20 protein-coding genes are annotated in these 17465 nt (G+C 59.6%); 16 read left to right on the top strand and 4 right to left on the bottom strand.

Annotated elements, in window-relative coordinates; translation table 11 throughout:
- Positions 1-14 precede the first annotated feature (14 nt).
- The 8 genes from QA648_RS26305 (at position 15) to QA648_RS26270 (ending at position 5573) form a co-directional block, all read left to right on the top strand.
- A complete protein-coding gene (locus QA648_RS26305; protein ID WP_283051599.1) occupies positions 15-539 on the top strand; it encodes a DUF992 domain-containing protein in 525 nt (174 codons plus the stop codon).
- A gap of 140 nt (positions 540-679) precedes the next feature.
- Positions 680-808: a hypothetical protein gene (locus tag QA648_RS26300; RefSeq protein ID WP_281060739.1), complete on the top strand. Its 129-nt coding sequence runs from the start codon at positions 680-682 to the stop codon at positions 806-808.
- A gap of 91 nt (positions 809-899) precedes the next feature.
- Complete coding sequence (locus QA648_RS26295; protein ID WP_104826442.1) at positions 900-1214, top strand: DUF2282 domain-containing protein; 315 nt, start codon at positions 900-902, stop codon at positions 1212-1214.
- 33 nt (positions 1215-1247) lie between these two features.
- Entirely contained in the window at positions 1248-2174 is a 927-nt protein-coding gene (locus tag QA648_RS26290) for a DUF692 domain-containing protein (protein WP_283054274.1), read from the top strand.
- Positions 2161-2976, top strand: coding sequence for a DNA-binding domain-containing protein (locus QA648_RS26285; protein WP_283051595.1), 816 nt, complete (start codon positions 2161-2163; stop codon positions 2974-2976). The genes QA648_RS26290 and QA648_RS26285 overlap by 14 nt, the downstream gene beginning before the upstream one ends.
- On the top strand, positions 2960-3517 hold the full coding sequence (locus QA648_RS26280; RefSeq protein ID WP_283051594.1) for a DoxX family protein: 558 nt from the start codon (positions 2960-2962) through the stop codon (positions 3515-3517). Before QA648_RS26285 ends, QA648_RS26280 begins: the two co-directional genes overlap by 17 nt.
- Before the next feature lie 100 nt (positions 3518-3617).
- Positions 3618-4073 (top strand): DCC1-like thiol-disulfide oxidoreductase family protein, encoded by a 456-nt coding sequence (locus QA648_RS26275; RefSeq protein WP_283051592.1) that lies wholly within the window; start codon positions 3618-3620, stop codon positions 4071-4073.
- 1014 nt (positions 4074-5087) lie between these two features.
- Positions 5088-5573, top strand: a complete 486-nt coding sequence (locus QA648_RS26270; RefSeq protein ID WP_283051591.1) for a hypothetical protein — start codon at positions 5088-5090, stop codon at positions 5571-5573.
- On the opposite strand, the gene QA648_RS26265 is transcribed toward QA648_RS26270, so the two are convergent.
- On the bottom strand, positions 5570-6217 hold the full coding sequence (locus QA648_RS26265; RefSeq protein WP_283051590.1) for a response regulator transcription factor: 648 nt from the start codon (positions 6215-6217) through the stop codon (positions 5570-5572). The genes QA648_RS26270 and QA648_RS26265 overlap by 4 nt on opposite strands.
- On the bottom strand, positions 6214-7638 hold the full coding sequence (locus QA648_RS26260; protein WP_283051589.1) for a sensor histidine kinase: 1425 nt from the start codon (positions 7636-7638) through the stop codon (positions 6214-6216). Before QA648_RS26260 ends, QA648_RS26265 begins: the two co-directional genes overlap by 4 nt.
- A gap of 362 nt (positions 7639-8000) precedes the next feature.
- Here QA648_RS26260 and QA648_RS26255 point away from each other — a divergent pair, with 362 nt between their 5' ends.
- On the top strand, positions 8001-8690 hold the full coding sequence (locus QA648_RS26255; protein WP_283051587.1) for a hypothetical protein: 690 nt from the start codon (positions 8001-8003) through the stop codon (positions 8688-8690).
- A 455-nt stretch (positions 8691-9145) separates the two neighbouring features.
- Positions 9146-9736, top strand: coding sequence for a sterol desaturase family protein (locus tag QA648_RS26250; protein ID WP_283051585.1), 591 nt, complete (start codon positions 9146-9148; stop codon positions 9734-9736).
- Between the two features lie 65 nt (positions 9737-9801).
- On the opposite strand, the gene hutC is transcribed toward QA648_RS26250, so the two are convergent.
- On the bottom strand, positions 9802-10557 hold the full coding sequence (gene hutC / locus QA648_RS26245) for a histidine utilization repressor (protein ID WP_283051583.1): 756 nt from the start codon (positions 10555-10557) through the stop codon (positions 9802-9804).
- 193 nt (positions 10558-10750) lie between these two features.
- Between hutC and QA648_RS26240 the strand changes: the two genes are divergently transcribed.
- From QA648_RS26240 to solA, 6 genes are all read left to right on the top strand, one after another.
- On the top strand, positions 10751-11596 hold the full coding sequence (locus QA648_RS26240; protein WP_283051581.1) for a transporter substrate-binding domain-containing protein: 846 nt from the start codon (positions 10751-10753) through the stop codon (positions 11594-11596).
- 117 nt (positions 11597-11713) lie between these two features.
- Positions 11714-12436: an ABC transporter permease subunit gene (locus QA648_RS26235; RefSeq protein WP_260304892.1), complete on the top strand. Its 723-nt coding sequence runs from the start codon at positions 11714-11716 to the stop codon at positions 12434-12436.
- Between the two features lie 9 nt (positions 12437-12445).
- Positions 12446-13150, top strand: a complete 705-nt coding sequence (locus QA648_RS26230) for an ABC transporter permease subunit (RefSeq protein ID WP_104826453.1) — start codon at positions 12446-12448, stop codon at positions 13148-13150.
- Positions 13151-13182: 32 nt separating this feature from the next.
- Entirely contained in the window at positions 13183-13959 is a 777-nt protein-coding gene (locus QA648_RS26225; RefSeq protein ID WP_120707645.1) for an ATP-binding cassette domain-containing protein, read from the top strand.
- Entirely contained in the window at positions 13956-15452 is a 1497-nt protein-coding gene (hutH, locus tag QA648_RS26220) for a histidine ammonia-lyase (RefSeq protein ID WP_283051576.1), read from the top strand. Before QA648_RS26225 ends, hutH begins: the two co-directional genes overlap by 4 nt.
- Before the next feature lie 9 nt (positions 15453-15461).
- On the top strand, positions 15462-16637 hold the full coding sequence (gene solA / locus QA648_RS26215) for an N-methyl-L-tryptophan oxidase (protein ID WP_283051574.1): 1176 nt from the start codon (positions 15462-15464) through the stop codon (positions 16635-16637).
- Between the two features lie 21 nt (positions 16638-16658).
- Here solA and QA648_RS26210 read toward each other — a convergent pair whose 3' ends face one another.
- Entirely contained in the window at positions 16659-17432 is a 774-nt protein-coding gene (locus QA648_RS26210; RefSeq protein ID WP_283051572.1) for a slipin family protein, read from the bottom strand.
- Positions 17433-17465: the final 33 nt, after the last annotated feature.

The raw sequence follows: 17465 nt of genomic DNA, 5'->3' as shown, positions 1-17465 counted from the left end.
TAGGAGGAAACCTTATGAAAAAGCTTGCTCTTATTGTCACCGCAGTCTCGCTCGGGCTCGCCGTTCCTACTGCCGACGCAGCGACGGTGCATCGGTCGCAAAAACACACCCACAAGGAACAGGTCGAGGCAGGCCCTAAGGAACGCCTCGGCACACTTTCCTGCCAAGTTGCGGGAGGCGTCGGTATGATTATCGGCTCCAATAAATCCGTCGATTGCAGGTTCAAGCGAAGTTCAGGTCCGTCAGAGCACTATGTCGGTTCCATCGGCAAGCTCGGTGTCGACATCGGCGTGACAGGCAAGTCCTATCTGAGCTGGGTCGTCTACAGCATCCATCCGACTCGCGCCGGCGAAGGCGCTTTGGCCGGCAGCTATGTCGGCGCATCCGCCGGCGCCGCAGTGGGCGTCGGTTTGGGAGCAAACGCGCTCGTTGGCGGCTCTTCGAAGAATTTCGGTCTGCAGCCGCTGAGTGGCGAAGCTGGTACGGGACTTAACGTTGCTGCCGGTGTGTCGAGGCTGCAATTGCGCCCGGCTAGATAAACGCTTCAAGGAACGTATTCGCCGCGTGCCCACGGGATGGGCCAGGGGGTGAATGTAGGCTTGTAAGAGAGACATCCTAACCGCCGGGTTTCGCGCCCGGCGGTTCGTGACATCTATGCCGTTGTAGGCAATGCGGCCCTATGCCGTCCTCTGCTCCGCCATGGCGCGCGGTCGCCAATATATTGCGCGGCAATTTTCCCGAACAGCATCCCTCGATCGCCCGCCGTGCCACCCGATTGGCCGACGTGCCGGCGATCACGCCTTCGTGACAATCTCGGCTGTAACGAATCTCCTCCTGCGAACGAGTACCTGATGTGCCCCCAAGACAGGGGCGTTAACGAACCCAAATGGAGATAGTTCATGCTGAAAGCTACTGTGAGTTCTGTCCTGCTCGCCGGCGCGGTTACGACGGCGCTTGCGTCCATGGCCGCCGCCGCACCGCTGACGAAGGCTGAAGCCAGTGCTGCCATCGCGGCTCACAAGGAGAAGTGCTACGGTGTTGCGCTGAAGGGCCAAAACGATTGCGCCGCCGGCCCGGGAACCACTTGCCAGGGTACGTCGACCGTCGATTTCCAGGGCAATTCCTGGAAGTTTGTTCAGGGTGGCACCTGCGCCTCGCTCGACATTCCCGGCGGCCGCCACGGTTCGCTAATGCCCCTCAAGCGCGACCTCTGATCGAACCGGCTATCGGAAAGCGGAGAAGACATGATGAACGCCCACTATCGAACCGTCGCTCCTGTCGTCGAAGCGGGTGCCGAGCTCCGCTTTCCCTCCTATTTTGTTCATGGCTTGGCAGGCACGAGCTTCAAGCCGGAACATCTGCCTGCCATACTCGCGGAAACAGGACGGCAAGGGTTTTTCGAAATCCATGCCGAGAACTATATGGGCGCTGGCGGCCCGCCCCATCACGCCCTTGAGCTTGTGCGTCGAGACCACCCGATCTCGCTCCATGGCGTCTGCATGTCCCTCGGTGGGCCACAACCCCTGAACAAGGACCATCTCCGGCGTTTTCGCGAGCTGGTGATCAGATATGAGCCAGCCCTCGTGTCCGAGCACCTGGCATGGTCGACCCACGAGAATACCTATCTGAATGATCTGCTGCCCCTGCCATATACGAGCGCTACGCTCACGCATGTCTGCGATCACATCGACGAAATGCAGACGGCGATCGGACGTCCCATTTTGCTGGAAAATCCATCGACCTACGTGCTTTTCGCCGAATCCTCCATGAGCGAAACGGATTTTATCGGTGAGATTGCAGGGCGGACAGGCTGCGGTCTTTTGCTCGACGTCAACAACGTCTTTGTTTCGGCGACGAACCACGGCTATTCGGCGCTGGATTATCTTGCCGATTTCCCCTTGTCGAAAGTCGGTGAGATCCATCTCGCAGGCCATGCGGAGCAGATGGATGATGAAGGCGAGCTACTGTTGATCGATAGTCACGACGGGCCTGTCGCTGACGCGGTCTGGCGTCTTTATGAGATCGTCATCGAGCGATGCGGCGCTGTTCCGTCGCTGGTCGAATGGGACAGCAAAATCCCCGATTGGCCGGTCTTGCGCGCCGAGGCCGTCGCAGCGCAAGCGATCCTCGATCGGCAATCTCAAACCTTGGGCAAATCCCATGCGTTCCGCTGAAGTCCTGTCCATCGGGCGCGGCGACCCGTTATTCGCTTCGACGTTTTCCAAGTCGCTGTTGAACCCCGAACAACAAACGCCGGCTTCCCTTGTCGGCGCGCATGGGAAAGCTGCCGACAAGCGCTATAACGTCTACCGCAATAACGTCACCGTGAGCCTAATCGAGGCACTGGCCGCGATTTTCCCGGCGACCCAGCGCATAACGGGACCGGATTTCTTTCGTGCGATGGCGCGCTTGCACATTCGCGAGACGCCGCCGACATCACCGCTTTTGTTCGAATATGGTCACCACTTTCCCGCTTTCATCGATGCCTACGAATACGCACAGCCGATGCCGTGGCTGGGCGATGTCGCGCGGCTGGAGCGGGCCTGGCTGGACGCCTATCACGCCGCCGATTGCCCGGTGATCTCGGCAGATGATTTGTCGGCCGTCGCGCCGCACGAGTTATCCGAGCTTCGATTTCGCGCCCATCCGGCGACAAGAATTCTGTCTTCCAAATTTCCGGCCGTGACGATCTTCGTCGCCAACCGAGGCTCCGAGCCGGTGGAGCGCATCGAGTGCGTCGTTCCCGAGGACGCGCTGATCACGCGGCCGGAACTCGACGTCGTGGTTCGGCTGCTGCAGCCCGGTGGGGCCTCGTTCCTAATATGCCTCGCCGACGGCGGTAGCCTCGGATCGGCTGCGGCAGCAGCTCTGAACGTCAATCCTGCCTTCGATCTCGCCGGCATGATCGCCGAGATGATCGAAGCCGGCGCTTTTACTGAGATTTACGTGGAGAATTCCGATGTCGAAAACACTTGACACTTCGGTTGCCGGCAAGCCGTTCGCACCGATCGTCGGATTGCTCGAAAAAGCAAGCCGGTTGATACAGACGATCGCGCAGCCATCCCTGGTGCAACTCGTCCTGCGTATCGGATTGGCCGTGCCATTCTGGCGTTCCGGCATCCTCAAATGGGACGGATTTCTGCAGTTGAGCGATACGGCCGTGGAGCTCTTTTCGGATGAGTTCATGCTCCATCTTCCAGGCGGGCCATATCCCTATCCCGCACCGGCGGTGATGGCATTCCTATCAGGTTCGGGAGAGGTCGTATTTTCAACTCTCCTTGTGCTCGGCCTTACCACGCGTTTTGCCGCGACCGGTCTTCTCGCCATGACCGCCATCGTGGAACTGACCGTTCCCGATGGATGGCCCGTTCATATCACTTGGGCGGCGATGGCGCTCGGCCTAATGGCCTGGGGGCCGGGACGTTTGTCCTTGGATTATCTCGTCGGAAAGGTTTTCGGGTTTGATGCGCCGTTCCGGACGGCGTCGCCTACAATGCCGGGAAAAAGTCAGCCGTAGGGCTGGAGGTATCAGGTCTTGCCGAAATGAAGCGCCCGCTGCAGCTTTCACTTGACGCGAAAGGTGGCGCGACGTTCACTCCACTTCGGAGATAATGCTGATGACCGAACTTGCCTCATACAGTTTCAGGAACGACCCGGACGTGCCGCCTCACGATCATGACAAGGGTCTTATCGTTTTCGACCATGAGTGCATTTTCTGTTCGTCGTTCATCCGCTTTGTCTTCGCTCACGACCCTTCCGGTCGTTTCCTGTTCACGGCCGCGCAGTCTCCGCTTGGACAGGCGCTTTATCGGCACTACGGCCTCGATCCGACGGATTTATCGACCAACTTGGTAATCGTTGACGGCATCCTGCACACGAAGATGGACGCCTTCGCCACCGCCATGCGGTGTCTCGGTTTTCCCTGGAGCCTGCTTGCGGTGGTGAACCTGATGCCACGGCGGTTGGCCAACGCCGCATATGATCTGATCGCCAGACACAGATACCGCCTTTCCGGCAAATACGAGACCTGCCTCGTGCCATCCAGGGAATTGAGGGCGCGCGTCATCGAATAACGGTTTGCTGCTGTCGGCGATAAGCCAAAGCATGCAAATTCCGCTGGCGGAGCGACCAGCCTTGCCGGCATGGAAGACTGCGAGAGATATTGCCGACGCACTCCCGGGACGGAGGCTACAAGGATGCGTGTCCGAATGGATTTCTGTCGATCGTTGTCGGCTGAGACGTTGCGGCTGGATAGCTCGGGTTCAAGGGGACGTCGGCACGGTGCGATGCTGAAGGGCAATGTTTCATTTCGATGGCGAGAAGCGTTACGGCTTCTGCCAATGCCTTCTCCGCATCGGTAAATGAGGGCGCCGAACCTGCCTGTCTCGCCTGGCCATATATTTCCGCAGATGCCATAACGCGCTCCGCGAGGTAATGACATTCAGGAGTCGCTTCGACAAAGTTCAGGGCGAATCGGAGATTGATCGCGACCTGGAGGACGAAAGCAGCGGCTGAGAAATCAACAATGGCGCCGGGCGGTTTCGTCTGATCCAGGTACGTCTTCCACTGTGTTGTCATTTTGATGCCTTTCGCACCCGGTCCCTTCGATATAAACCGGAAAAGCCGTCGGGAATTTCTGTGCTGGCGCCCGTCCGGGCGCCATGCGTGCTCCGCGCCGCATCTGCGACTGCGATCAAAACAAATGAGTTGTCGAGCGTGCCCCAGACAGATGGCCCCTTTCCCATCTGCCGCAGAGCGTGACGAAAGACATTCATCCCCACCCCTTCGTCAGTGTGGTCACTATCTTTCCAAGCAGTAGTAAGCGCAGGGCGGGCACCCTTTCAATCGCGCTGTTCCCCATTCAGGCTTCAGTCCAGCCTCCCTTCCGACCTTTGTCCGATAGCAAGCTGGGACCAAGGTCTTAGTCGAAATTGCAGAAGTCCGAGATTGGCGTTTTTGCCGAGACAAAGGTTGACGGCTCCGTCCGCAAAAACGATGTGATGTCGTGGCGGAAGGCTGTTTTCAATTTGGTGACTGCACGATCTTTTTCGCGCAGTGTGCGTTCATGAACGTGTGGGAGGCCAGCTATGTCTTTACGCGGAAAGTCGATCGCCGTTTTTCTCGGTGTTTCCTTTACGCTTGTGCTTGTGGCAACGCCTTACACCGTCGAGATTCGTGGATCCTCCATCGGGCTTGTCGCGCAAACCGCGGATGCAAAAAGCGGAGGCAATGGTAACGGCGGCGGCAATGGTAATGGCGGCGGCAACGGCGGGGGTAACGGCAACGGCGGCGGCAATGGTAACGGCGGCGGTAATAGCGGCAACGGCGGCAGCAATGGAAATGCCGGTGGAAACGGCAATGGCAAAGCCAACGGAAAAAGCGCTACCTCGACCCAAACCGACGCGGACGACTCAACCGATGATGACGCATCGATGACGGTGCGCCACGACGACGGCATGAGCGAAGAAATAGAAAATGGACGCTATGTCATGAAGGATTCGAAGGGTCGCACCATCATCAATCGTAGCGCGACCGCAGCCGATCAGCGGAGACTGAAGTCCTTCCTTCACTAACCCCGGCTTTCAAGCGCATCGCGAAAGGCCATCGCAGCCTCCGTTCGGTTTGCAACACCCAATTTGGCGAAAATCTGGGTCATATGATGCTTCACCGTCTTTTCGTGGAGATCTAGCTTCAGCCCGATATGCTTATTGCTCAATCCTTCCGCAACGAGCTGAAGGACCTCGCTTTCCCGGCCTGTCAAGTCGCGCAGGAGATCCGCTTTTTTCGAGGAGGCGTTGCCGTCGCCGGAGATCAGGCGAGCGGAAAGAGTGGGGGCGACATAGCTTTCTCCCGAAGCCACGGTGCGGAGGATGTCAGCCAGCGCTCTCGATCCTACCCCCTTCAGCACATATCCCTTCGCCCCGCTCTTGAGAGCCGTCGTCACATCGTCGTTTGCTTCAGAAACCGTCAGCATCACGATCTTCTGACCCGGCACCCGCTCGAGGATCAGCGGAAGTGCGTTCAGGCCCCCGCCAGGCATGGAGATATCCAACAACAAAACGTCTGGACGTTCGTTCTCGGATATTCGGATCGCATCTTCCTTCGTGCTGCCTTCGCCAACGATCGCAAAGCCGTCGATCTCGCCAAGGCTGCGAATGACCCCTTCCCGGAACAGCGGATGATCATCGATCACCGCCAGACTGATTGCCGTCGTCATATCTGCTCCATTTCCATTGCGTTCAGCGACATTTGAACCACGGTGCCACTTTCGGAAGACTTTAATTCGAAAGTGCCTCCGAGGCTTTCTACCCGCTCTCTCAGGCCTGCCAAACCGATACTGCTTGGCGGTATATAGGCCGGATCGAAGCCGGGTCCCTCATCCGATACTGCTATTGTGATCTGCCCGCCGTCGATTGTTTGTTTTACTTGCTGTGCTGCGCCCTTACCATGGCGATAGCCATTATTCAGCGCTTCTTGAACGAAGCGGTATATACATATCTTGGTGGATGTCGAAAGCTCTTGCGTCGTGCCGGAAATGGATAAGCCGACCGCAATGCCGGTTCGTTGCTCATGGGAGCGCACGGCACGCTGCAATAGTTCGGGCAGGTTTGCCGATTCGATATGCGGCAGCACCAGCCCGCTGCAGATGCTTCTAATATCTGCCATCGCATCGTCCAGGCTCGACTTAATTGCGGCAAGCGATCGCTCTCGCTCACGTGCCGGAGTGCGTGGATTGATCAGGGCCTCGCTATCCAATCTCAGGGATGCATAGGCAACGAGTTGGGCAGGGCCATCATGCAAATCGGCACCGATGCGCCTGAGGTAGCTTTCATTGAGGGAAGCGGCGCGTTGTGAGGCTCTTTGAACCCGGGCGTGCAAAATCTCGTTCTGCTGTAGAAGCGTCGATAGCTCGCCGATGCGTGCTTTCAAGGCGCTGCGCTGGCTTTCGATCGTTCGGCTTCCGCGAAGGACGATAACGGAAAGAATGAGAAAGAACGTCAGCGTGAACAGGGCGACAGCCACCCAGCTTCTGAAACGCGCCTGGTTCAGGCTGCGCTCGAAATCGTACGCCACCTCATAAAATTCGGAAACGGCCACGACTTTGCCCGACCAGGGCTGGAGGACCGGATTGTAGATCTCCAGAAGCGGCTTGCCACTGTTGCGCTCGGCGACACTTTCGACGTCATCAAGCTGGTTGAACTGCGCCACCATCGTGCCGGCAAATGCCGTTTTCAGGTCATTGCTGAGCGGGAACTGTTTGCCCATGAGGTTTTTGTCGTTCGAATAAAGGATGGTGCCGTCGTTACGCCACAGGCGAAAGGACATGAGGCGACTGCCAAGCGCACCCTCGCCGAGTGTTTCGTCGAGAGCGTGAGTCACCGTATCGTCCAGAACCTCCGTCGTCTGCATATCGGGGAGCAAAGGCGCAATGACGCTGTCGACATAGAGAGCGGTGCTGGCGGCGGAGTTGCGCGTGACAGCCTCCTCGATAAGGTTGGTGACGAAAGCGCCGACGAGAAGCAGCGCGCAGGCGGAAACGAAACCGCCGATCAGCAGAAATTGTTTTGCCAGCGATTGAGAATTCCAGCTCGCGAGTAAACGAACCGGCGACAGCATTGATTTAAGGCTCGTCTGCATGTCTGGCTACTTTCAGCGATAACCACCCAATACGGCATACCTATCGTAGCCGGGCAGCGCGTCAAATGGCGAAAATTCATCTCACCGGCAAGTTTCGGAATTGACGTCCCCCGAGCCCCGTTGAATCGATGAGACTTTCGGCCATATCGGCGATCAGGCTAAGGTCCGATCACCGATGGCATTGGTCTGACCCATGTAGAAACTTTCTTTTCTAGCAATATTGTGGCGATCAACGCGGTTGCTCGTTGCTCGTCCCGCGTCGCGGTTGCGTGGGGCGAGCGGCGTGGTTGCTCGTCCCTCGTCCCTCATCACCGTTGCGTAGCACCGGAAGGGCGCACGTTTGGAATGAAAGGAAGAAGCATATGAAATTCGGATCAGTCTTCGGAACGACCATTGTCGCCGTGACGCTCGCCGTTGTTCCGGCCGGTGGCGCCGTTGTGGGTCTCACAAGCCTCGCGTATGCCAAGGGCGGAAACGGAAACGGCAACGGCGGCGGCCATGGAAACGGCGGCGGTAATGGCAATAGCGGGAGCCACGGCAGCGCCAATTCGAGTCATGCTAAGTCCGATGACGCGGATTCAAGCGACACGGATGGGGATGTGGATACCAATGTGGGCCACGTCAAGCATGCGCCTCACGTCTCGAAGTCGGCTGTTGCCAATCAGAAGCTTGAGAAACATAACGTGACCAAGGTCAAAACGCAGGCGGCGGAGCTTGGTAGCCTCAATTCCCTCAAGCGGAATTATCATGCCTACATGAATTCCAAGGATCCGAAATTCGCAGCAATCGCGGCCTATGTCAGGGACTATGCCGAATTCGAAATGCAGTACGGAACCAATGCTATACCGACAGACCCAGCCCTCAGTGACGACGCGCTTCGTTCGGCGCTTGCTCAGGCTTCGAAAAATGGCGTCGTGACAGATAGAACGCTGGCGGAGGCCAAGGATGTCCTGGGTGTCGGCCCCGCCGTCGGAAAGATAGATCAGGTTCGCGATGCGTTGGAAGCATCGACACCGGCGCCATCGGACGACGTAACAGATCCGGATGATTGAACAACCGCTGCGGCGGGTGCGAAAAGGCCCCCCAACCGGAAGCACCCGTCGCTACGCAGAGCGACCAACACGCCGCCCAATCGTGTTGGTCGCTCTTTCGTTATATGATGTCGCCTATATCGCCAGACCTCGGCGGTGCGTCACTTGCCTGTCATTTTTTTAAGACACATCTTGTTCGGCATGCTTCTATGCTGCTTCGCGGTAAGCGGGTTTCAGCGCCCGGCTTCTTGCGAGGAGTGGAATGCGGTTTAGCCATGGGCTGGCCGCTCTGTCTCGGCCTTGAAGCGGCCTGCACATGAGGGCGAATCCCGCTCATATGCAGATATTAAAGTGCTTTCGCTTCTTTGCGCGTTCTCAATCAAACGGCGACAGAGGCACGTGAATCGTTTCTGCCTGTAGAGAATGAAGAAGAATCTTATGACGAATCTTCGCAGTCAATGCAGCGAGCAAGCCACATGAGGCGCTCTCTCTCGCGAAAACCAAATGCGATCGCTTATTATACGGATTTTGTCGTCTACCCGATCATCACTGCCGGACTGATCGCTGCCTATTTTGCTTGGGGCTATGATGGCCGGCCTTTGATCTGGCTCGCCGCGATCGTGATCGGCTCAGCCGCATGGACGCTGGTCGAGTATCTTATCCACCGCTTCGTGCTGCATCACGTCGTTTATGTGCGCGATATGCACATCCAACATCACCACGCGCCGACCGAGCTGATCGACACGCCGATCTGGCTAAGCCTGTCTTTCATGGCCGCGGGCGTGTTGTTGCCATCGTGGTGGGCTTTCGGCTTCGGCGTGGCGTCAGGCTTCACCGTCGGCATGACGCTTGGCTATCTCACGTATGGCACGATGCATCACGCCATGCATCACTGGCGGATTCCGCACGGCACCTATCTCTACCGCGCCAAGCGCTGGCACGCGCAGCATCATGCCTCTACCGACGAGGGGAATTATGGTGTCTCGTCGCTTTTCTGGGATCACGTGTTCGGCACGGTGCTGCCGGATCCGGCCGTGAAGAGCAGGGAGAGGCGGGGCGGTGGCTGAGTGCGTTCTCGAACCCACTCATCGCATAAGCGCATGATCTTCCATATACAAGTTGATCGGCATTTTTATTCCTCGAACATCTTGCCGCTGCGTGCTTCGAGCCGGTACCGGTGTCCGGGATAGACGAGGCGGGCGATGGAGACCACTTGTCGCGCTGACCAAGTGCGCCGGCGGATCGCCAGGCACGGCTCGGTTTTCAGGACGGTCAGGAGCTTGCATTCCCAGGGTTGCGGCATCGCGGCCTCGACGATGTGTTCTGAACCGCTGAGCGGGGCGGCAGCCGTCAGATAGGCATTCGGCGTCAGCGTCGTGAAATCCTGATCGAGATATTCGGGCGCTGCTTCCGGGTGGACGAAACGGTCCTCAATCTGCACCGGAACGCCATTTTCGCTGTGGACGATCAGCGAGTGAAAAACCGCCGCCCCGATCTCCAGCTCCAGCGCGTCCGCAACCTCGGGAGAGGCGGTTTCCCGGGCCAAAACGACGACGGAGGCCTCGTGGACATGGCCGCGCTCGGCGATCTCATCGGCTATGTTGCGCACCTCGAATAATGCCGAATACCCTTTGCGCTCGGCGACGAAGGAGCCCACGCCCTGGATGCGAACGAGTTCGCCTTCATTGGCAAGCTCCCGCAGCGCCCGGTTGGCAGTCATCTTGCTGACGCCTAGTTCGACGACCAGCTCGTTTTCAGAGGGTACGCGATGCTTCGGCGGCCATTCGCCGCTGTGGATTCGATCCAGGATCATCTGCTTGACGCCGGCGTAAAGCGGACCGGAGTCGTTTTCGGCCAGCTCACGTTTCCGATCGGTAGCGCGTTTCATTGCCTAATCCTTGTGCAGTCGCGAAATTCGCATTGTAAATCGACTTGGCACTTGCATAACACAAAATATCACATATGGTACCCTATACAACCATCCGATCGATGTGACCAGCAAATGAGGTCCGCGACCGGCAAGCCGGCGAAGACTGGCGTAAAAAGAAATTGGCTATTTCGATCTCAAGAGGAGAACATCGATGAAGATTAGACATGCCCTTCTTTCCAGCGCTCTGGCGCTCACCGTTCTCTCCGGCCCTGCGGCCCAGGCAAAGGACTGGAAGACCGTTACCATCACGCTCGAAGGCGCTTATGCGCCGTGGAACCTGACCAACTCCGACGGCACGCTCGGCGGCTTCGAACCGGAGCTGGCCAAGGTGCTGTGCGAGCGGGCGAAGGTTGAATGCAAGCTCGTGGCCTCCGATTGGGACGGCATGATACCGGCTTTGAACGCCGGCAAGTTCGATGTGATCATGGATGCGCTATCGATCACCGACGAGCGCAAGCAGGTCATCGACTTCACCGTTCCCTATGCCGCGACACCGGCCGCTTTCGCGACCGCAAAGGACAGCCCGCTGGCCAATGCTGCCGGCACCGGCGCAACCGTCAAGATGACGCCCGGCCAGACCGGCGTTAAGGAGATCGACGCGCTGAAGGCGGCCTTTAAGGGCAAGACCATCGGCATTCAAGCCGCTACCGTTTACGCCAAGTTCATCTACGACAATTTCGGCGACGTCGCGACGATCCGCGAATACAAGACCGGCGCCGACCGTGACCTCGATCTGCAGAACGGCCGAATCGATCTCGGCTTCGACGATGCCGTCTATTTCCAGACCGCTTTCGATGCCGCCAACGGCGCACTCGCCTTCACCGGCCCGCAAGTCGCCGGCCCGATCTGGGGCGTCGGCGAAGGCCTCGGCGTCCGCAAGTCCGACACGGACCTGCGCGACATGTTCAGCGCGGCAATCAAGTCGGCACTTGCCGACGGCACTGTGAAGAACCTCTCCATGAAGTGGTTCAAGACGGACGTCTCTCCGCAGGAATGATCGTTCGCCGGCGCTTCCGGATGACGGAGGCGCCGGCTCTCGGCTTCAATGCCGCTTCCCGCATGTTATGTTTGGCTAATCAAGAAAACAGACCGCTCGGTACGGGGAACGAACGAGATGGCGATATTGCAATTGATCGGTTTCGGCTCGACCGGATGGGGCGCTCTGCTTCTGCTCGGGGCGCTGATGACGCTATGCGTTACCGCGGTCGCATTGGCGATCGGCGCTGTCTTCGGCGCCATCATCGCGGCGGCGAAGCTTTCCGGCAATCTCATCCTGAAGACGCTTGGAAACGTCTATACAACCGTTTTCCGCGGCGTGCCGGAACTGCTCATCATCTATCTTATCTATTTCGGCGGCTCGAGCGCCATAACCAGCATCGGCAAATCCCTCGGCTATGAAGGGTTTCTGGGGATGCCGTCCTTTGCTGCCGGTGCGCTCGCCGTCGGCATCATCTCCGGCGCCTATCAGGCGGAAGTGTTCCGCGGCGCCTATCTCGCTATTTCCAAGGGCGAGCTTGAAGCCGCCTCGGCGATCGGGATGCATAAAGGCTTGAGATTTCGGCGCATCATCATGCCGCAAGTGCTGCGCTACGCTATTCCCGGCATGGGCAATGTCTGGCAGTTGAGCCTCAAGGATTCGGCGCTGATTTCGGTCACCGGCCTTGCCGAGCTGATGCGCACCAGCCAGGTCGCCGCCGGTTCGACGCGGCAATATTTCCTGTTCTTCATCGTGGGCGGCGCGCTCTATCTCATTTTGACGAGCCTGTCGGATCGTATCTTCAACGGCGCCGAACGGCGCGCCAATCGCAGCATGCCCTCCGCAATGGGCCAGGCCTGAGGATCGATCATGGATTTCGCTTTTCTCGGACAGACCATGCTCACCCTGCTCGAAGCTCTGCCGACGACGCTGGCGCTGTTTTTCTTGTCGATCGCCATCGGCGGCGTCCTCGCTATCCTGATCGTCTGGATGCGGGTCGGCGGCAATCCGATCTTCACCGCCATCGCTAAGGGCTACATCTTCATCTTCCGCGGCTCGCCGCTGCTCATCCAGATGTTCCTCATCTTTTACGGGCTCGCCCAGTTCGGCTTCATCCGTTACGGGCCCCTCTGGCCGCTGCTGCGCGAGCCTTTCGTCTGTGCCGTGCTGTCGCTGGCGCTCTGCACCGCCGGTTATACGGCGGAGATCTTCCGGGGCGGCATTCGTGCAGTCTCGCCGCGTGAAATCGAGGCGGCGCGTTCGATCGGCATGTCCGGCTTCCTGCTGGTGCGGCGCGTCCTGGCGCCGATCGCCTTCCGCCACGCGTTGCCTGCCTATTCGACCGAAATCGTACTGATGATGAAGTCGACGGCGCTCGCAAGTCTCGTCACAGTCTGGGAAGTGACCGGCGTTGCCCAGCGACTGATCTCGCATACCTACCGCACGATGGAGGTCTTCCTCTGCGCGGCGGCTATCTACCTCATCTTGAATTTCATCATTCTGCAGGCGCTCGGCCTGCTGGAATATCGTCTGTCCCGCCATCGTCGCGCCGTTCCGGCGGCGCTGAAGGCGTGAGGCAACTGGCCTAGATCTGGATTGGAGAGATCATGCCCGGCGTCACCCGACTTTCGGTCCGTAATATCCGCAAGAGCTTCGGCACGCACGAGGTTCTGCGCGGCATTTCCCTCGATGCACAGGATGGCGACGTCATCTCGCTGCTTGGCGCCTCCGGCTCGGGCAAATCCACCTTCCTGCGCTGCATCAATCTTTTGGAGACCGCCACCGACGGCGAAATCTGGGTCGATGGCGAGCAGATCCGCATGGTGCACAAGGGCGGCAAAACCAAGCCGGCGAGCCAGAAACAAGTGGATCATATCCGCTCCGAGCTAGGCATGGTGTTCCAGTCCTTCAATCTCTGGTCCCACATGACGATCCTGCAGAACGTCATTGAGGGGCCGGTGCATGTGCTGAAGCGGCCGCGGGCCGAGTGCATCGCCGAAGCTGAAGCGTTGTTGGAAAAGGTCGGCATCGCCGACAAGCGTCATGCCTATCCGGCGCTCCTCTCCGGCGGCCAGCAGCAGCGCGCGGCGATCGCCCGCTCGCTCGCCATGAAGCCGAAGGTCATGCTGTTCGACGAGCCGACCTCGGCGCTCGATCCCGAGCTGGTTGGCGAAGTGCTGCGCGTCATGCGTTCCCTGGCGGAAGAGGGCATGACCATGCTCGTCGTCACGCACGAGATGAGCTTTGCCCGCAACGTCTCCAACCGCGTCGTCTTCATGCGCGAGGGCCTGATCGAAAGCAGCGGCCCGCCGCAGGAAATGTTCGGCAGCGGCGCCTCGCCGGCCTTCCGCCAGTTCATCGGACATTTCGGAACCCCGACATGACGATTACGCTTCGAACGGTGCTCGGCTGGCGGGATATCGCCAGCGTGGCGGAGGGCGCGCCTCTCTCGCTTGCGCCCGCCGTCCGGGAGCGCATCGTCTATGCGAGCCGGATTGTCGAACGCATCGTCGAGACCGGCGTGCGCGCCTATGGCGTCAATACCGGCGTCGGCGCGCTGTCGGATACGGTGGTCGACCGTGAATCGCAAAGCCGCCTGTCGCGCAATATCATCCTCAGCCACGCCTGCGGCGTCGGCGAGCTGTTGGCGCCGCGTGAGGTGCGCGCCATTATCGCCGCGCAGATTGCCAATTTCGCCCATGGCCATTCCGGCGTGCGGCTGGAGATCGTCAGTCATCTCGCGGCCTTTCTCGAAAAGGATTGCATTCCCGACGTGCCCTCGAAAGGTTCGGCCGGGTATCTGACGCACAATGCCCATACAGCGCTGGTGCTGATCGGGGAGGGCAGTGCCAAGGTCGCCGGTAAAGCCATGTCCGGTCGTGAGGCATTGGCGGCGATCGGTCTTGAACCGCTCGTGCTCGGCGCCAAGGAAGGACTGAGCCTCGTCAACGGCACGGCCTGCGCCACTGGCCTTTCCAGCGTGGCATTGGCGCGCGCCGAGCGCCTGCTCGCCTGGGCCGATGCCGTCGCGGCGCTGACGCTGGAGGCCGCAGGTTGTCAGGTGGCGGCATTCGACGAAGCCGTGTTGGCGTTGCGCCCCTCCAAGGGCATCGTCACGGTCGGCGCATCGCTGCGCGCCCGCTTGCAAGGTAGCGGCCTGATTGCAGCGGCTTTGGGCCGGCGTACGCAGGATGCTCTCAGCCTGCGCGCCATTCCGCATGCCCATGGCGCGGCACGCGACGTCTTCGACAATTCCGCAGATGTTGTCGACCAAGAGCTTGCTTCCGTCACCGATAATCCGGCGGTTTCCGGCACGCCGGAGAATCCGATAGTCTCGTCGGAGGCGCATGCGGTTGCTCCGGCACTCGGACAGGCCTCCGACAGCCTCGCGATCGCGCTTGCCCAGCTTGCGGCGATGAGCGAGCGGCGCACGGATCGGCTGGTCAATCCGCTCGTCAGCGGTCTGCCGCCCTTCCTCGCCAGCGACGCCGGCAGCAATTCCGGTTTCATGATCGCGCAATATACGGCTGCAGCGCTAGCCAATGAGAACCGCCGGCTGGCGGCACCCGCCAGCACCGACGGCGGCCTGACCTCCGGCCTGCAGGAGGATTTCCTGGCGCATCCGACAGCGGCGGCAAACAAGCTGCTCGCGGTGATCGACAATGCCGAATATATCCTGGCGATAGAATTGATGGCGGCGGCGCAGGCGCATGACTTCCTCAGTGCCGCGGGAGGCCGTGCCGCTGGCACGGACGTGATCTACCAGATGGTGCGCGACCGTATTCCGCATTATGGCGACGACCGGCCCTTGAGCGGCGATATGGAAGCCTTGCGAAACCTCGTTCGCGAGACGCTGCCGCCCGATTTTGCCAAATAGGATGGCTTTATGACCGCTCAGTTCGACGTCGCCGTCATCGGCCTCGGCGCCATGGGAAGCGCGGCAATTTCCTTTCTCTCGGCGCGTGGCGTCAAGGCGATCGGCATCGACGCTCACTTTCCCGCCCATGCCTTGGGTTCGTCGCATGGCGACAGCCGGCTGATCCGCCTCGGCTATTTCGAGGACCCGTCCTATGTGCCGTTGCTGCGGCGCGCCTATGAGAACTGGCGGGCGCTGGAAGCGCGGCTGCGCACCGACATCCTGACGATCACCGGTGTCCTGCAGATCGGCAAGCCGGATAGCAAGATCGTCAGCGGCACCCTGGCTTCCTGCGAGCTGCATCAGCTACCCCACGAGGAACTGGATCGGAAGGCGATGGCGACGCGTTTTCCGGCCTTTGCGTTGGACGAAGACGAAGTTGCGGTGCTCGATCCGCAAGGTGGCTATCTCCGTCCGGAAGCGGCTGTCATGGGCTATCTGAAGCTCGCGGCCGAGGATGGCGCGGTCCTGCATTTCGGCGAGAAGGTGACGGCAATCGAGCCCGATGATGCCGGCGTGACGATTTCATCTGATGTAGGCCGCTATCGCGCCAGACGGGTGATCGTCTCGACCGGTTCATGGATCGCCGAACTGGTGCCGCAGTTGAGGGAGTATGCCAATCCGATCCGCCAGGTCGTTGCCTGGTATCAACCGCGCGACGGCTTCGTGACGCAGCCGCATCGCATGCCCGCCTTCCTCCGCGACGAGGGGGAGGACGGTTCCTATTTCGGCTTCCCGGCAATCGGCGTCGACGGCGTCAAGATTGGCCGCCATGCGCATTTCATGGAGCCGATCGATCCGAACCAGCCGAACCCGCCCGTCAATGACAGGGACAAGGCGCTCCTGGATAACTTCATCGCAAAGCGCCTGCCAGCCGCCGCGGGCTTTCGCGTCAATGCCATCACCTGCCGCTACACGATGCTGCCGAGCGAGGATTTCCTGATCGATCTCATGCCCGGCGAGCCGAATGTCGTCGTCGCCTCACCCTGTTCCGGCCATGGCTTCAAATTCACCAGCGTCGTCGGAGAAATTCTTGCCGATCTCGCGATGGAGGGCGGCACGAGGCTGCCGATATCGGCCTTCTCCTTCGAGGCGATGGAGAATTTCCTTGCGCCGCGGAAGATGCAGGCTCGCGCCAAGCAATAGCGGGCGCCGGATTGGGCCGTGTTACTGCTGTGGGTTGTTCGTCTTGGGTGGCAGCAGATTGGCTAATTCCATCGGGAAGGGAAACAGGATCGTCGACGTCTTTTCGCCGGCGATGACATTCAGCGTGCTCAAGTAGCGAAGCTGCATGGCCTCCGGTTGCTTGGCCAAAACCTCGGCTGCTTCGAGCAGCTTCGCCGCCGCCTGCTGCTCGCCTTCGGCATTGATGATCTTGGCACGCCGCTCGCGTTCCGCCTCCGCCTGGCGGGCGATTGCGCGGATCATGGTTTCGTTGATATCGACATGTTTGATCTCGACATTGGCGACCTTGATGCCCCAGGCATCAGTCTGGGCATCGAGGATCTCCTGAATGTCGCTGTTGAGCTTGTCGCGCTCCGCCAGCATCTCATCGAGGTCGTGCTTGCCGAGCACCGAGCGTAGCGTCGTCTGGGCGAGCTGGCTTGTCGCCATCATGAAGTCCTCGACCTGGATCGTCGATCTCTCTGGATCGATGACCCGGAAATAGATCACGGCGCTGACGCGGACCGAGACGTTGTCATGCGAAATGACATCCTGGCCGGGCACGTCGAGCACCCTTGTGCGCAGGTCGACTCGCATCATCTGCTGGACATAGGGGACGAGCAGGAACAGGCCGGGTCCCTTGACGCCGGTGAAGCGGCCGAGCGTGAAAACCACCCCGCGCTCGTATTCCCGCAATATTTTGATCGCGGACGCAACGACGAGCAGCAAGATCAGGATGACCACAAGATAGAAGGCGAGATCTGCAAACATGCCCATGATTTTTCCTCCTGCTTTCCGGAGCTGCCGCTT

This window comes from Rhizobium sp. CB3171 (genome assembly GCF_029714265.1).
Lineage (GTDB): Bacteria > Pseudomonadota > Alphaproteobacteria > Rhizobiales > Rhizobiaceae > Rhizobium.
The sequence above is the reverse complement of the archived record's forward strand: the minus strand, read 5'-3'. Positions and strand labels throughout refer to the sequence as shown.

Excerpts from the sequence above, each read along its gene's own strand:
- QA648_RS26230 (WP_104826453.1), top strand. The coding sequence starts at position 12,446 with ATGGATTTCGCTTTTCTCGGACAGACCATGCTCACCCTGCTCGAAGCT.
- QA648_RS26250 (WP_283051585.1), top strand. The coding sequence starts at position 9,146 with ATGAGGCGCTCTCTCTCGCGAAAACCAAATGCGATCGCTTATTATACG.
- QA648_RS26290 (WP_283054274.1), top strand. The coding sequence starts at position 1,248 with ATGAACGCCCACTATCGAACCGTCGCTCCTGTCGTCGAAGCGGGTGCC.
- QA648_RS26300 (WP_281060739.1), top strand. The coding sequence starts at position 680 with ATGCCGTCCTCTGCTCCGCCATGGCGCGCGGTCGCCAATATATTGCGC.
- QA648_RS26225 (WP_120707645.1), top strand. The coding sequence starts at position 13,183 with ATGCCCGGCGTCACCCGACTTTCGGTCCGTAATATCCGCAAGAGCTTC.
- QA648_RS26240 (WP_283051581.1), top strand. The coding sequence starts at position 10,751 with ATGAAGATTAGACATGCCCTTCTTTCCAGCGCTCTGGCGCTCACCGTT.
- solA (WP_283051574.1), top strand. The coding sequence starts at position 15,462 with ATGACCGCTCAGTTCGACGTCGCCGTCATCGGCCTCGGCGCCATGGGA.
- QA648_RS26235 (WP_260304892.1), top strand. The coding sequence starts at position 11,714 with ATGGCGATATTGCAATTGATCGGTTTCGGCTCGACCGGATGGGGCGCT.
- hutH (WP_283051576.1), top strand. The coding sequence starts at position 13,956 with ATGACGATTACGCTTCGAACGGTGCTCGGCTGGCGGGATATCGCCAGC.
- QA648_RS26270 (WP_283051591.1), top strand. The coding sequence starts at position 5,088 with ATGTCTTTACGCGGAAAGTCGATCGCCGTTTTTCTCGGTGTTTCCTTT.
- QA648_RS26255 (WP_283051587.1), top strand. The coding sequence starts at position 8,001 with ATGAAATTCGGATCAGTCTTCGGAACGACCATTGTCGCCGTGACGCTC.
- hutC (WP_283051583.1), bottom strand. The coding sequence starts at position 10,557 with ATGAAACGCGCTACCGATCGGAAACGTGAGCTGGCCGAAAACGACTCC.
- QA648_RS26210 (WP_283051572.1), bottom strand. The coding sequence starts at position 17,432 with ATGGGCATGTTTGCAGATCTCGCCTTCTATCTTGTGGTCATCCTGATC.
- QA648_RS26260 (WP_283051589.1), bottom strand. The coding sequence starts at position 7,638 with ATGCAGACGAGCCTTAAATCAATGCTGTCGCCGGTTCGTTTACTCGCG.
- QA648_RS26265 (WP_283051590.1), bottom strand. The coding sequence starts at position 6,217 with ATGACGACGGCAATCAGTCTGGCGGTGATCGATGATCATCCGCTGTTC.
- QA648_RS26305 (WP_283051599.1), top strand. The coding sequence starts at position 15 with ATGAAAAAGCTTGCTCTTATTGTCACCGCAGTCTCGCTCGGGCTCGCC.
- QA648_RS26295 (WP_104826442.1), top strand. The coding sequence starts at position 900 with ATGCTGAAAGCTACTGTGAGTTCTGTCCTGCTCGCCGGCGCGGTTACG.
- QA648_RS26285 (WP_283051595.1), top strand. The coding sequence starts at position 2,161 with ATGCGTTCCGCTGAAGTCCTGTCCATCGGGCGCGGCGACCCGTTATTC.
- QA648_RS26275 (WP_283051592.1), top strand. The coding sequence starts at position 3,618 with ATGACCGAACTTGCCTCATACAGTTTCAGGAACGACCCGGACGTGCCG.
- QA648_RS26280 (WP_283051594.1), top strand. The coding sequence starts at position 2,960 with ATGTCGAAAACACTTGACACTTCGGTTGCCGGCAAGCCGTTCGCACCG.